Below are 13971 nucleotides of genomic sequence, written 5' to 3'. Positions count from 1 at the left end.
TTATAGGATTGTTTGTGTGACGCTTATCACTTCTATCTTTTATTTCACCATTCTAAAAAAATAAATAGTGATCTACATCACTATAAACCTTACAAGAAAAAACAATAAAATGTGATTTTTGTCATCAATATTTTTATTGACAATGTTGCATTTTGTTTTTTGTAATAAAGTTACAGGTTATTTTTGTGACATGTGTCGAGATAATATATGACTGCGAAGTAAATAACGAGAGATGGGTCAACAAATCCCCGTTATCAGTTCTCTTGAAAAAATGTGTGGTAAATTGACTGGGTACTTACTAGCCAGACGGTTTTGGCGAACCGTTCTACCACACACGTTCAATGAGAACATCAAACGGGGTATTGTTATGATATCATCTGACACCAAGATCAAGATACAGAATTTTGGTCGCTTCCTTTCGAATATGGTGATGCCCAATATCGGCGCATTCATCGCGTGGGGGATTATTACTGCACTATTCATTCCGACCGGTTGGGTCCCCAATGAGACATTGGCGGCCATGGTCGGCCCCATGATTACCTACCTACTACCACTGCTGATCGGCTATACCGGCGGTAAACTTGTTGGCGGCGAACGCGGTGCGGTTGTCGGTGCGATTACCACCATGGGGGTGATTGTCGGGACGGACATTCCCATGTTCATGGGCGCGATGATGGTTGGTCCATTCGGCGGCTGGGCGATAAAAAAATTCGATGCTTATGTCGATGGCAAAGTGAGAAGCGGTTTTGAGATGTTAGTAAATAACTTCTCCGCCGGCATTATCGGTATGCTTTGCGCGATTATCGCATTCTTCCTTATCGGCCCGTTCGTAAAACTCTTATCCAGTGGCCTTGCGGCAGGTGTGGAGTTTTTGGTCTCAGCACACCTGTTACCACTGACCTCAATCTTTGTTGAGCCCGCTAAGATTCTTTTCCTCAACAATGCGATCAACCACGGTATTTTCTCACCACTTGGGATCCAGCAAGCCTCAGAGGCTGGCCAGTCTGTTTTCTTCCTCATTGAGGCAAACCCAGGTCCCGGTTTAGGCATCTTGCTGGCCTACATGGTGTTTGGTAAAGGCACCGCACGTCAAACCGCGGGCGGTGCATCCATTATTCACTTCTTCGGTGGTATTCACGAAATCTACTTCCCTTACATTCTGATGAATCCACGCCTTATTCTTGCCGCGATTGCGGGTGGTATGACAGGTGTGTTCGTTCTCACTATATTTGATGCAGGTATTGTGTCGCCCGCTTCGCCAGGCTCTATTTTTGCTGTACTGTTAATGACGCAAAAAGGCTCAATTGTCGGCGTCTTGGCCTCAATTATTGCCGCAGCCAGCGTGTCATTTGTGGTCGCCGCTTTACTGATGAAAACACAGAAAAGCACAGAGGGTGAAGGTGACGAAGCCTCACTTGATGAGGCGACCGCCAAAATGAAAGACATGAAATCAGGCGCTAAAGCAAGCACCTCCGCCCCCTCTTCTGCGCCTAAAGCCACAGTTAATTTTGCTGACGTCAAGCATATTTTAGTTGCCTGTGATGCTGGCATGGGCTCTAGTGCCATGGGTGCCAGCTTGCTGCGTAAAAAGGTGCAAAGTGCAGGCTTAGACATTGGTGTCACGAATATTGCGGTCAATAGCCTTCCTGAGGATGCGCAGATTGTGATCACGCATAAAGATCTGACCGAGCGTGCACGCACTCACGCGCCAACCGCACACCATATTTCACTCAATAACTTTTTAGACGGCGATGTTTACGGCCAGTTGGTTACCCAAATTCTCGCCGCGCAGTATCCCGCCGCCAACGATCCGCAAATGCTTCACGTTCCAACAACGGCGGCAAATGACGACAGTTTCGAGCCAACCCCGGCACCAGCTTTTCAACTTCAGCGTAAAAACATTCATCTTGGCTTAACAGCCACAAACAAGGATGAAGCAATTCGATTTGCCGGTGAGCAACTTGTCAAACTTGGCTACGTAGCGCCTAGTTATGTCGACGCGATGTTTGAGCGTGAGGCATTAACCCCCACTTACCTCGGGGAGTCGATCGCTGTCCCTCATGGCACCGTCAAAGCAAAAGATGGGGTCAAGCAAACCGGTATTGTGGTATGTCAGTATCCATCGGGTGTGCAGTTCACCGACGACAAAGAGGATATCGCTAAGTTGGTGATTGGCATTGCCGCCAAAAACGATGAACATATTCAAGTAATTACCGCCATTACTAATGCGTTAGATGAGCCTGATGCAATAGATATTCTCACCAGTACTGACAGTATTGACGAGATCCTCAATCTATTGAGTGATGAAAGCGTCACCTTTATGACGTCATCCCATTAATCAACCCAATAAGCAGGCCACCTCGGTGGCCTCTCATCACCACCGTTATTAGTTTGAGGTAAATACTATGAAAAATGCTGTTCATTTTGGTGCCGGCAATATCGGCCGCGGCTTTATCGGAAAATTGCTCGCGGATGCCAATGTCGAGGTCACCTTTGCCGATGTCGATGCGCCCCTCATTGACCAACTCAGTCACAAACAAAGCTACAACGTCAAAGTGGTAGGTAACGACTGCCATATCGACACGGTTTCTCATATCACGGCAGTCAATTCGGCAAGTGATGATGTTATCGATAAAATCGTAAAAACGGATTTAGTGACCACGGCTGTTGGCCCAAATGTGCTTGATATTATTGCCAAGACTATCGCCACCGGCATTGAAAAACGTTTCGCATCCGGCAATGAGGCCCCACTAAACATTATTGCCTGTGAAAACATGATCCGTGGTACGTCGCATCTCAAAGGCGAGGTCTATAAGCACCTTGACCCCGCATTACATGAGAAAGCAGACGCACTGATTGGTTTCGTCGACTCCGCAGTTGATCGCATTGTGCCGCCGGCGGAAGCGGCGAACGATGATCCCTTAGAAGTCACGGTAGAAAGCTTCAGCGAGTGGATTGTGGATGAACAACAGTTCAAAGGCGAAATCCCAGATATTGCAGGGATGGAGAAGACACAAAACCTCATGGCCTTCGTCGAGCGTAAGCTTTTCACCTTAAACACGGGCCATTGCATCACGGCGTATTTGGGTTGCTTGAGCGGCCACCGCACCATTCGTGAAGCCATTACCGATCCGAAAATCCGTGATTTGGTGAAAACAGCGATGCAAGAAAGCGGCGAAGTGCTTATCCAACGCTACGGTTTTGACCGCGCCGCTCACCAAGCGTACATCGAGAAAATTTTGGGGCGTTTCTCAAACCCCTACTTGGTTGATGAGGTCGACCGTGTTGGTCGCCAGCCTATCCGAAAACTAAGTCAGAACGATAGGCTTATCAAGCCATTACTGGGTACAATAGAGTACGGCACAGATAACGGAGCCCTATTAAAAGGGATTGCCGCAGCATTGAAATATACCAATCACACCGATCCACAAGCTGAAGAGCTTCAAGCTTCATTGGCTGAGGTGGGCGTAAGAAAGACGCTGGCGACATACACCGGCTTGGCAGAGGAAAGCCCTGAAGTTGAGGCAATTAACACCCTGTACCAGCAATTGTAAACCGCGCATTTTACGGGGGGAGTTTAGCTCCCCCGTTATAACAATAAGCAGTATTGAGTCTATGGAAGAAAATTTCGACGAAACAGACATCATTGAACGATTAAACCAAGCGCCAACCGTGCGTGGCTTTTTTGTTGCCGCGGTGGATACGTTTGAGACAGCTATTGATGGCTTAATCAAGCGGGTTTTTCGCAAAGATAACTTTGCGGTGGAATCAGTGGTGGGGCCTTTACTCCACGACACTGGGCCGCTGGGTGATCTTTCTGTGCGATTGAAACTCTTGTTTGGTCTAGGCGTGTTATCAGATGACGCTTATCACGATATTGAACAGATCATTAAACTTAAAAACCAACTGAGTAACGATGCCGACGATTACCAATTTACCGATCCTAAGGTACTCGATGCTGTCAAAAAGCTGCGCAAAGCGAATACGATGGGCATGCTTTCGCTCGATATTGGCCCGCCGGAAGATGACGTAGATATCGAATTCTATCAGCTACAACTGCAACGCCAACGGCAGGTGATCCGCTCTGGGTTGTCACTCGCCATCGTGGAAATCTGCAATGAATTAAGTNAATTAGCCAGATCCCAAGCGCAAGCGCACCGCCGAGCACTAGAGTTTCTAAAAAATAGCGGCTTATGACGTTATACAGTTTCATACCTAACCAACCTTTTTTGCGGCTAGATTAACAACATAAAACTGAACATAAGCTGTCTATATAAAAAGACAGCTTACATATGGACAAACAAACTTGGTTAGTCGGACTCTAGACCTTGTCCGCGATGACGTACTTGCCGATTGTTCGGCCACTTTCTACGGCTTGATGTGCAAGGATTAAATTGGCTGCATTAAGCCCGGTTAGTTGATGAGAGGCCGTGGACTTTAGCACGCCTTGGTCAACCAATTTAGCCACATTCGCCAAGATCACATGTTGTTGGTACATATCAGCGGTCGAGAACAAACTGCGGGTGAACATGAACTCCCAGTGCAACGAAATCGACTTACTCTTTAACTTTCGAATATCGAGCTGTTCCGGGTCGTCAATCAACGCCAGTTTGCCTTGAGGGATCAGACAATCTACCAGCTGCTCCAAATGCGACTCGGTATGATTAAGACTCGCGACATGGGTTACCGCTTCTACTCCCAACGCATCAAGCTGCGGCTGTAAGGGCTTCGCATGGTCAATGACATGATCGGCGCCCATTTCTTTCACCCACGCTTGGCTCTCTGGTCGCGACGCAGTACCGATCACCGTCAACGACGTCAGTTGCTTCGCAAGCTGAGTTAACACCGATCCCACCCCGCCTGCTGCACCCACAATCAGTAAAGTGCTCGACTCTGGCTCAAGTCCGGCCTTTAAGCGATCAAACAGTAACTCCCACGCCGTAAGTGCAGTCAGTGGCATAGCGGCCGCATCAGCAAAGGACAGTGTTTTAGGCATGGCACTCACTATTTTTGCATTCACACATTGGAACTGACCATTCGATCCGGGCCGATCGAGCGCGCCGGCATACCACACTCTATCGCCGGGCTGAAACCCCGTCACATAGCGACCGACTTGACGCACAATACCCGCCGCATCCCATCCCAGCACTTTATGCTGTCCCTCAGGTGCATCGACGTTGCCGCGTATTTTGACATCCACAGGATTAACAGAAACCGCCTTCACTTCCACCAGTAAGTCATCATTGTCAGGAGTCGGCGTGGGTAAAATGATGTCAGCCAATGTGGCCTTTTCTATCGGGTGCGCAAAGCGATAACCAACCGCATGCATCTCTGTCGGTAACGTTTGTATTGTCATGATGATGTCCTCACTTTGTGGGATAGTCGACATAGCCTGCTTCGTTGCCGCCAAACAGGGTCTGAGGGTTAAATTCAGCCAGTGGCCAGCCATGTTGGAGACGTGCGACATAATCCGGGTTGGCAATAAAAGGACGACCAAATGCTACTAAATCCACCAACTCGCGAGCAATCAAGCTCTCTGCTTTAGGTTGGTCGTATTTTCCGGCCACAATGATTGCATTGTCGAACCGCGCGCGTAGCTGATGGCGGAAATCATCATCAACTTGGGGCGCATCATCCCAGTCCGCTTCGGCAAGATGTAAATAGGCAAGCCCCAGTTGATTGGCATGGCTTGCCACCTCAAGAATGGTGGGAATAATGTCAGGGCAGTTCATTCCACGCGCAGTGATAAAAGGAGCCAGACGGATCCCAGTGCGTGACGCACCAATCGCCTCGCTAATCGCTGCCATGATTTCCACCAAAAAGCGCATCCGGTTTTCACGACTACCGCCGTATTGATCATCGCGATGATTGGAGGTCGAGCGTAGAAACTGGTCGATGAGGTAGCCATTGGCGGCGTGAATTTCGACACCATCAAAGCCTGCATCTACCGCATTCAAGGCGGCTTGCCGGTAATCATCGACAATGCGTGGGATTTCGTCGGTTTCTAATGCACGCGGGATAGGACACGGACGCATGCTTCCGCCATTTTCGTCAGCTATCCATACGCTCGCTTCAGGAGATAACGCCGACGGTGCGACAGGCAAACCGTCTTCGTGAAAAATGGGATGCGACATACGACCCACATGCCACAGCTGCAAAAAGATTTTACCTCCCTCAGCATGCACGGCGTCCGTGACATGACGCCAGCCCGCGATCTGGGCGTCGCTATGAATGCCTGGCGTAAAGCTATATCCCTGCCCTTGTGGAGAAATTTGCGTCGCTTCCGTCACGATAAGCCCTGCGCTAGCGCGTTGGCGATAATAGTCAGCCATCATCGCATTAGGAATATTGCCTGGTTGGTCGGTGCGAGCGCGCGTCATCGGTGCCATGACAATGCGGTTAGCGAGCGAAAGCTCAGACTGTTGATAATCATCAAACAAAGACATACTGGTCTCCTTGTGGTGTTAGCGCATGATCGTGTCAGTGTGTTGCTATCAGCCTATTGACAATCACCACAAAGAAAAACCATGCTACAGAGACATCTCTTTCAACATTTTTTTGATAATGAAAGCACTTCAAGATCTGGCTATCTTCGTCGAAGCGGCCAAACACGGCAGCTTAACTGGCGCGGCCAGACAATTAGATGTGTCTCCCGCCGTTGCCAGTGCCGCCATAAAACGGTTAGAAACTGAGTTAGGCAGCCCTCTGTTTGTGCGCTCAACACGCAGTTTGCGACTCACTCAACAAGGCGAGCAGTTTCTGCGCTACAGCGAACAAGCCTTAGACTTGCTACAACAAGGTCAACAACAACTGCAAAACGCCGATAAGATCCAAGGTTCGCTGCTTATTTCCGCGCCGTCTGATTTGGGCCGTGACGTGATCCTTCCGCTGCTTGATGCGTTTATGTCGCTTTACCCCAACATCAGTACCCGCCTGTCGTTATCCGACGAACAAGCCAAGTTATTTTCCCAGCCTATTGATATCGCGATTCGTTATGGTGTGTTGGGCGATTCCAGTATGATCGCAATGCCGTTGGTTAAAGATAATCGTCGGGTGCTCGTGGCCTCCCCCGAGTATTTAGCCCAGCATAAAACGCCCGCGCATCCTTTGGATTTGAAACACCATGAATGCCTGTTCTACGAGCTAAATGAAGTGCGCTATAACCGTTGGCAGTTTCATCGCCAAGAGGAAGACATTGCAGTCAGTGTGACAGGGCGGCGCGCCAGCAATGATGGCGGCGTGGTAAGGCAATGGGCATTATCAGGAAAAGGGATCGCTTATAAATCGGCGCTCGATGTCAAAGCGGATCTGAATGCAGGACGGTTAGTGCCCTTGTGCACCGATTGGCAAGGCGAGCTCGCTCCACTCCACCTATTATGTCCGTCGCGCCAACAACTCACCCCCGCAGTCAAGGCGTTACACCGCTTTTTGCGCGACCAGTTGGCGTAAGGTTATGAATGCTCACATGCCTAAACCATTGGAAAAGTCACCGTAAAACCATTGCCATAGTCAGAAAAGTACGGACTTTGAATCATAATACTCGCGTGATGCTGTTCCACAATGTCTTTGACAATCGACATCCCCAAACCCGCCCCATCACCTTTCTCGGTATGACCGCGGAAAAATTTATCAAAAATACGGCTCTTAATTTCGTCCGATATCGCGTCGCCAGAATCAATCACTTCCACCACGACGGTATTGGCTGAGTGGCTGATGATCACGCTGATAGATGCGCCTTTTCCTGCATAGCGAATGGCATTATCAATCAGGTTAGTAAATAACACTGACAACATCACAGGATGGCCTTTGACCCACAGGCTCTCTTGCCCTTCAAGCTCTATTGACTGTTGTTGTGTCAATGCCATCGGTGCGAGCGCAGCGATTTGTTCTCGCAACAATGGAACAATATCTACCTGCGTGACTTCGGTATTTTTTTGCTGCTCCACCCGCGAAAGCATGAGCAACTGTTGGATAACACGATCAGTTCGATCGATGCCAGTCAGAATATTGGTCAAGTCATTATCACGCTCCGCGTCTGTGGTCGCAGACAAGGCGTTTTCTGCATTGAGGCGCAGTACTGCAAGGGGAGTTTTTAACTCGTGTGCCGCAGTGCTAACCAAACGCTTTTCACGCACCCAAGCATTATTCAATTGAGAAAACAAATAATTGATCTGCTTGACGAGAGGTGAGAGCTCAACGGTGGGTTGTGATACATGAATATGATCGAGATTATCAACACTGCGCGCAGCGATCGTCTCTTTTAATTCGCCTAGCGGCCTAAATGCACGGCTAACCAACACCACAACAATAACTGCTAAAAGTGGGATCAATAGGAGCTGGGGTAAACCAATGGTCAACGAGACTTCTGTCATCAACTCTTGGCGAATCGCCTCTTTTTCCGCCACCAACAGACTCGCTTGCCGTTTATCCGGCAGTGTGAATACTAATAGGAAGGTGCGCCACTGTTCACCTGCTGCGGTGACCATATCAAATCCGGGGTTGTCCGATGTCCCTATCCATTGCGCCGGTGCGTTCGGACTTTTGGCAACTAATGCATCGTTAACACGGTACTGAAAAAACAAATTATCTTCATAGGGGTGACCAAATGGTGTGGTCGTATCGTCATCTTTTGCGTTGGCAGTGATCGCGTTTAGCCAATGGGTATAGCTTTGTGTAAAGTTATCTGGCGGCTGATCTCCCCAGCTCATTACCGACAGCGCCAACGTTTTTGCCGATTGCCCCAATCGCGCGTCATAGACTTCATTAATTTCATGACGGGCTTCGCTATACACTAGCAGCCAAGAGACAAACATTAATACCCCCACCACACACACAGTGCTGAATGTAAGATGGCGTTTTATTGAATGTGGGCGCTGTTTATTTCTCAATGATATACCCAACCCCACGAATGTTTTGAATCAAGGTTCCACCCGTTTTTTTGCGTAAATTGTGAATATGGACTTCAATGGCATTCGGACTAATTCCCTCATCCATACCATGAAGCGCTTGTTGAAGTTGATCTTTGCTCATTACTCGGCCAGCATGTGCCATCAGTGTGGATAACAGTTTGAACTCGTTAGGAGTTAACCGAATAGGTGCACCCTTCATCTCCACTTCACCCGTTGCCATCGACAAGGTCACGCCATGGCATGACATCGTGGTATCGGCATAACCGGAAATACGCCGAATCATGACGCGCAGACGCGCCAATAGCTCTTCGAGCGCAAAAGGTTTGATCATGTAGTCATCGGCTCCACCATCTAACCCTTTCACACGGTCATCAATGTCATCGCGTGCTGTCAAAATCATCACAGGGATATCGCTATGTTTGCGGCGAATTTTACGCAACACATGAAGCCCATCAGTGTCTGGCAAGGTTAAGTCTAGAATGATAGCGGTAAAACTTTCGGTATTTAACAACGCATCCACACCACCTCCTCGCTGCAACCAATCAACGGTATAGCCGTGACGCTGCAGCGACGCCACCATGGACTCCCCTAGCATGCAATCATCTTCGACGAGTAACAGCCTCATTGCTGATTAAGCTCCTTCAGTTTTTGGATAATTTCTTGTTGGCGTCCTTGGTCAGCGAGAGGGCGGTCTGGCCGCGAAGGGGCTTGTTGTGCATGCTTCAAGAATGCCACAGCGAGATTTGTTTTTCCGGTATCCGCWAGAAATTCGCCATAAAAATAGTTCGAATCGATGCCGTCTGGGTTGATCGCGAGTGCTTTTTTAAACAGCTCAGCAGCCTTATCGTCATCACCAAATGCGAGTGGCCAGCCCGGCACTTTGTGGTACAACGTCGCGAGACTCGTTAGGGCCGAACCGTCCAGCGTTTCCGGCGCCTGTGTTATCACATCTTCGAGTAGAATTTTTGCATCCTTGACCAAGCCTAATGCTCCCATGCCACCATCAACCCCGGCTAACGAGCTCTTATTGATAGCAAGCCATATTTTCAGATCATGACGCGCTGGTTGGGCAAGAAGTGCAATTTGCGTATCATCGATTAAACGGTCGAAACACGCCACTTTGTCGTCACTGCTTTCGATAGTGTAGTTACATTGTGCCCAGCGCGTCTGGATCTTAGCCAAGATAGGGTCGGCCAGCACTGTCGCACTAATCAAAGAACAACTGAGTGCCCATACGGTAATATAAAATGATTTACGAATAGTCATGGTGTGACTCCTCTACAACTGGCAAGCCTTGCGGCGTATTAGCGTGAAAATCAATGATGTCTTTTTGTTTTGCGATTCCATGACCCACTAACGATGGAAAAAGTTGGTTCAGACGAACAAACAGTTTTTCGGGCCACCCGAGCCACACCGCAAAGCAACGCTTTTCGATGGCGCGCACAATGTGATTCGCTACCCACTCAGGTGAGTCCACATGATTTCGCAATTGCTTATTCATCGCCGTTGCACGTGCATCATTTAACGCCGTTTTGGTGGCTCGAGGCGCGATATAAATGGCACACTGCTGACTGTCATATAACTCCCGATTTAACGCTTCGGTAAAGCGATACAGGCCTGATTTGGTCGCACCGTAATTGGCATATCCGGGAAAACCGATACCAGCAAAGGTTGAGCCAATGTTGGCAATGAGACCTGTCGGTGCGAGCCACGTGAGTGCATGTTTGCAAAGCAAAATGGGGGCAGTTAGATTGATGGCAATTTCATGCTCAATACTGTCATCTGCGCGCATGGATAGATAATTAAAACAATTTACCCCCGCATTATTGATCAGTATTTCTATTGGCGTACCTTGCTGACCCAGCCATCGTGCATGCTGATTCACCTTGTCTCTGCCTTCTGCTGTACCAATGTCTGCTTCGATGATCTGATGATGCTCGCCATTCATAAGTTGGTTTTTGAGATCATGCAACGCAGTGAGATGGCGGCCGACGAGCACAAGTATGGCGCCTTTTTTTGCCAGTACATCAGCCAGTGCTCGGCCAATGCCTCCTGTCGCTCCTGTTAGCAATATAATTGTGTTTTTCATTACCGCCTCCTACGCCACTTGGGTCTGTGTCGTGGCCATAGGAAGCGCTCGCAGCATTGATTCATACAGCGCATAAACACGGTTCGCACTATCAATGATGGCTTGTTGGTCCGCGGGATCCGTTACCTTGTTCATCAAATCAGCAAAATAGCCAATATGCTCTACGTCCAAGGTGCTGTGTGACGTTAAATACCCCATCGCTGTATCGGGTAGAGAAAGCGTTTGCTGGATCAGTGCGGCCATCGAGCCGCCGATTGAGACGCTCGTACCTTCCAGCACCCAAACCATGCCAAATAGAGCCATTGGATTTTTGCGATCAATTTGGTGATATAAATACGCCACCATCATCTCAATCCCTAACCCGACTTGGCCCTCACCGCAGTTAGCCCTCACTAGTTCGGCATCAAAGCCACATGCGCGCAAGTCATCCAAGATCCATTCATGGTGACCTTTCTCTTCCTCAATATATGCGCCGAGCGCTTGGCGCAACCATTCATAGTGCTCCGGCAACCGAGAACCACAGGCCATCAGTAATGGAACGGTATGCTTCACATGATGATAAGCCTGAACAAGAAAGGCCGTGTAGGTTGGCAGCGTAATCGCCTTATAGTCGCAAGCCTCAATCACAGGCACACTCAGCATTGAGGCTCTCGCCTGAGCGGTTTCTTTCTCTAGTACATGGAAAAAACCTTGATTATCCATAAATCCTCCTAGGAATGTGCCGTGAGTGGCAGGGTTTCGTCAGTCAGTAATGGTTGGGCCGATGTGTTAAGTTGCGGCTCAAATTGTTGGCAAAAGACATCGCGTTTAGGGCGGCCATTTGCCGTAATTAAATGGGGTTGCTGATGAAAAGGAGCGGTAAATATCACCGCTCGAAGTTGCGCATAGTCGGGCAGTTGGTGGTTAAGCTGCATCAACTGCTGCTTTGCTTGATCAGGAGAGTCGCTACCAATAATGGCAGTCAGGCAGTCCTCCCCCTCTCCCAATACCACCATGTTGCTAAGCGCCGAATAGGCCATGGCTTCCGCCTCAATCCACTCTGGATGGATGTTGCGGCCAAAAGCCGTAATGAGTTGATTTTTTTTGCGACCTCTTACATACAAAAAGCCGTCATCATCAAACTCACCGATATCTCCCGTCGCAACGGCGCCTTGGTGAGGGTGAAAGTCGCGATCCAGATAACCTGAGAATGTCGCGCCTGCTACCATGATTTCGCCGTCTGATGCGAGAAAAACACGATTGTGAGGTAACGGTTTACCCACACTGCCAACACAATGGTGCTCGGAGGTATTCAAACTCACCACTGATCCGCACTCCGATAAGCCATAACCCTCAAAAACCGATAAGCCAAGCCGACTTGCTGCGCGCAATAAGCCCGGTGCCACCTTTGCACCTCCGACAGCAACGTGCTTGAGATCGGCAACCGCACCAGGATGCTGTTCACCAAGATGGATGACGGCTCGCAATAACGCAGGAGTAAGTACCAAGCTTTGCGGGCGATAACGAATCAGTCCGCTCATCAATTGATTCAGGTTTAACTGGCTTGAGCCGATCAGCCCCAAGTCATCGCTGGATGGGATCACTGTCGTCACACCAAGCAACAGGGGCACGTAAACACCCGTAATATTCTCCAGTAGTGTGGACAGGGGAAGGACGACTAAATGACAGGAAGGTACCGCAGTGGTGGAGACAGTATTGGCAAGCGATACACTAACGCTCTCCAGCGTAGCTCCGCTCAATACCACGCCCTTGGGAGAACCGGTCGAACCGGAAGTAAACGTGACCTTTACGGCCGGAGGCAAAGCTGGCGGTGCGTCTACGTCTCGTGCATGGCATGGTAACCCCGCCAATGTAGTCACAGATGCATGGCTTAATGCGACATCAGGATGTGGCGAGCCAATCACCCAATCTACCCCTGCCGTATCCAAGACATGATGTTGTTGTTCAGCCGTAAAAAAGGGCGGGATCGGCACAATTGAAATACCTGCATACGCAGCGGCAAGATCGATCAGTGCCCAACTAACACTGTTGTCACCGGCAAGCCCAATCATCTGTGTATCGAGCGCCAATAGCGTTTCACTCAACGCCCTGATCCGCCCCCAAAGCGCTTGATAGGTCAATATCAGGCAGTCGCCAGATGCATCCGCCCCTTGAATGGCAACCTGATCAGGTTGGGCGTAGGCATATTCAGCCAAACGTTCAAATAAGACGCGCATTGGCATTCTCCGTATGGCGGTGTTTAGACACAATCCGCTCCAACTGCTCGGCACCTTGAGCAAGGTTACCGGTACAGACACGAGGCATCCGCGTGTAGTAGTTGCCCCATTGGTCAGTAGTGGGTTGTAAGCGACTCGCATCCGCATTGGTCAGAAGATGGGGAGCAAGGCCAAATCGACGCATGAGTGCATATAGCGGCCCTGTCGCGGTAAACACACACCACATGTATCCGTGGGATAGCAGCCCATTCGCTAAAGCGTGGAAATGTGGTAGTGACGTCCCCGAAGAGAATGAGGCCAGTTGCCCAAACTCAATCACCGAGGAACGCGTAATCACTTGCTGATAGTGAGCGCTAAGTGCGTCGGCAACATCATCGGTAAGGTATTGTTCGAGAAAAAGCGGCTGATACGCAGCAGGGCGATAACCGCACACCGACAATAAGCGATCGTCTTGTCCTCTCAGGCAGGACAAATAAGGCATGAAGGTGGTAATTGTCGCGTTGAAGGCTTGTTGATAGCGTTCAGCAATATACGCCTCTATTTCAGCGCGATTCGCTGAGTCTGGTGTAACAATTTCAAATCGACTCGCTGAATTGACCATAGCGGTGACATCCTTTATTGGCTGATTGTCACTGAGCTTACGGCGCGATACTTAAGAAAAGCTTAAGAATCTCCTCCTGCCGATAAAAAATGCACCTAAAAAATTTATCTAATTGTAAAATATAACTTTTTTATTTTTTTCCCTCTTAAGTGATTC

General features: G+C 49.2%; 13 protein-coding genes. 4 read left to right on the top strand and 9 right to left on the bottom strand.

The features are described 5' to 3' along the window. The first annotated feature begins 367 nt into the window (after positions 1-367). From BZJ19_RS15475 to BZJ19_RS15465, 3 genes are all read left to right on the top strand, one after another. Positions 368-2338 (top strand): PTS mannitol transporter subunit IICBA, encoded by a 1971-nt coding sequence (locus tag BZJ19_RS15475; protein ID WP_077676284.1) that lies wholly within the window; start codon positions 368-370, stop codon positions 2336-2338. 67 nt (positions 2339-2405) lie between these two features. Beyond that, positions 2406-3554 (top strand): mannitol-1-phosphate 5-dehydrogenase, encoded by a 1149-nt coding sequence (locus BZJ19_RS15470; protein ID WP_077676283.1) that lies wholly within the window; start codon positions 2406-2408, stop codon positions 3552-3554. Between the two features lie 61 nt (positions 3555-3615). After that, positions 3616-4197 (top strand): MltR family transcriptional regulator, encoded by a 582-nt coding sequence (locus BZJ19_RS15465; protein ID WP_077676282.1) that lies wholly within the window; start codon positions 3616-3618, stop codon positions 4195-4197. Positions 4198-4321: 124 nt separating this feature from the next. Here BZJ19_RS15465 and BZJ19_RS15460 read toward each other — a convergent pair whose 3' ends face one another. Together BZJ19_RS15460 and BZJ19_RS15455 are read right to left on the bottom strand one after the other, a co-directional pair. Beyond that, positions 4322-5356 carry a zinc-binding alcohol dehydrogenase family protein gene (locus BZJ19_RS15460; RefSeq protein ID WP_478006585.1) on the bottom strand — a complete coding sequence of 345 codons (1035 nt, stop codon included), beginning with the start codon at positions 5354-5356 and terminating at the stop codon, positions 4322-4324. Between the two features lie 10 nt (positions 5357-5366). Next, complete coding sequence (locus tag BZJ19_RS15455; protein WP_077676281.1) at positions 5367-6446, bottom strand: alkene reductase; 1080 nt, start codon at positions 6444-6446, stop codon at positions 5367-5369. A gap of 118 nt (positions 6447-6564) precedes the next feature. On the opposite strand from BZJ19_RS15455, the gene BZJ19_RS15450 reads away from it, so the two are divergent. Next, positions 6565-7449 carry a LysR family transcriptional regulator gene (locus BZJ19_RS15450; RefSeq protein WP_077578505.1) on the top strand — a complete coding sequence of 295 codons (885 nt, stop codon included), beginning with the start codon at positions 6565-6567 and terminating at the stop codon, positions 7447-7449. A 20-nt stretch (positions 7450-7469) separates the two neighbouring features. Here BZJ19_RS15450 and BZJ19_RS15445 read toward each other — a convergent pair whose 3' ends face one another. The 7 genes from BZJ19_RS15445 to BZJ19_RS15415 form a co-directional block, all read right to left on the bottom strand. Further along, positions 7470-8813 (bottom strand): sensor histidine kinase, encoded by a 1344-nt coding sequence (locus tag BZJ19_RS15445; RefSeq protein WP_235608262.1) that lies wholly within the window; start codon positions 8811-8813, stop codon positions 7470-7472. Between the two features lie 64 nt (positions 8814-8877). Beyond that, positions 8878-9534, bottom strand: coding sequence for a response regulator (locus tag BZJ19_RS17510; RefSeq protein WP_077578412.1), 657 nt, complete (start codon positions 9532-9534; stop codon positions 8878-8880). Beyond that, complete coding sequence (locus BZJ19_RS15435) at positions 9531-10175, bottom strand: tetratricopeptide repeat protein (RefSeq protein ID WP_338096977.1); 645 nt, start codon at positions 10173-10175, stop codon at positions 9531-9533. Before BZJ19_RS15435 ends, BZJ19_RS17510 begins: the two co-directional genes overlap by 4 nt. Then, the gene (locus BZJ19_RS15430) at positions 10162-10998 is read right to left on the bottom strand and encodes an SDR family oxidoreductase (protein WP_077676279.1); all 837 of its coding nucleotides are present in this window, start codon (positions 10996-10998) and stop codon (positions 10162-10164) included. Before BZJ19_RS15430 ends, BZJ19_RS15435 begins: the two co-directional genes overlap by 14 nt. 9 nt (positions 10999-11007) lie before the next feature. Next, positions 11008-11700: an iron-containing redox enzyme family protein gene (locus BZJ19_RS15425; protein ID WP_077676278.1), complete on the bottom strand. Its 693-nt coding sequence runs from the start codon at positions 11698-11700 to the stop codon at positions 11008-11010. An 8-nt stretch (positions 11701-11708) separates the two neighbouring features. Then, positions 11709-13214, bottom strand: coding sequence for an AMP-binding protein (locus BZJ19_RS15420; RefSeq protein WP_077676277.1), 1506 nt, complete (start codon positions 13212-13214; stop codon positions 11709-11711). Then, a complete protein-coding gene (locus tag BZJ19_RS15415; protein ID WP_077676276.1) occupies positions 13198-13815 on the bottom strand; it encodes a thermostable hemolysin in 618 nt (205 codons plus the stop codon). Before BZJ19_RS15415 ends, BZJ19_RS15420 begins: the two co-directional genes overlap by 17 nt. Positions 13816-13971 lie beyond the last annotated feature (156 nt).

Origin of the sequence: Salinivibrio proteolyticus (assembly GCF_001996165.1) — a bacterium.
Taxonomy (GTDB): domain Bacteria; phylum Pseudomonadota; class Gammaproteobacteria; order Enterobacterales; family Vibrionaceae; genus Salinivibrio; species Salinivibrio proteolyticus.
This window is presented reverse-complemented; position numbering and strand designations above follow the sequence as displayed.

What these genes read in the sequence shown, in the direction of transcription:
- BZJ19_RS15475 (WP_077676284.1), top strand. Translation starts at nt 368, where the DNA reads ATGATATCATCTGACACCAAGATCAAGATACAGAATTTTGGTCGCTTC.
- BZJ19_RS15470 (WP_077676283.1), top strand. Translation starts at nt 2,406, where the DNA reads ATGAAAAATGCTGTTCATTTTGGTGCCGGCAATATCGGCCGCGGCTTT.
- BZJ19_RS15460 (WP_478006585.1), bottom strand. Translation starts at nt 5,356, where the DNA reads ATGACAATACAAACGTTACCGACAGAGATGCATGCGGTTGGTTATCGC.
- BZJ19_RS15455 (WP_077676281.1), bottom strand. Translation starts at nt 6,446, where the DNA reads ATGTCTTTGTTTGATGATTATCAACAGTCTGAGCTTTCGCTCGCTAAC.
- BZJ19_RS15450 (WP_077578505.1), top strand. Translation starts at nt 6,565, where the DNA reads ATGAAAGCACTTCAAGATCTGGCTATCTTCGTCGAAGCGGCCAAACAC.
- BZJ19_RS15445 (WP_235608262.1), bottom strand. Translation starts at nt 8,813, where the DNA reads ATGTTTGTCTCTTGGCTGCTAGTGTATAGCGAAGCCCGTCATGAAATT.
- BZJ19_RS17510 (WP_077578412.1), bottom strand. Translation starts at nt 9,534, where the DNA reads ATGAGGCTGTTACTCGTCGAAGATGATTGCATGCTAGGGGAGTCCATG.
- BZJ19_RS15430 (WP_077676279.1), bottom strand. Translation starts at nt 10,998, where the DNA reads ATGAAAAACACAATTATATTGCTAACAGGAGCGACAGGAGGCATTGGC.
- BZJ19_RS15425 (WP_077676278.1), bottom strand. Translation starts at nt 11,700, where the DNA reads ATGGATAATCAAGGTTTTTTCCATGTACTAGAGAAAGAAACCGCTCAG.
- BZJ19_RS15420 (WP_077676277.1), bottom strand. Translation starts at nt 13,214, where the DNA reads ATGCGCGTCTTATTTGAACGTTTGGCTGAATATGCCTACGCCCAACCT.
- BZJ19_RS15415 (WP_077676276.1), bottom strand. Translation starts at nt 13,815, where the DNA reads ATGGTCAATTCAGCGAGTCGATTTGAAATTGTTACACCAGACTCAGCG.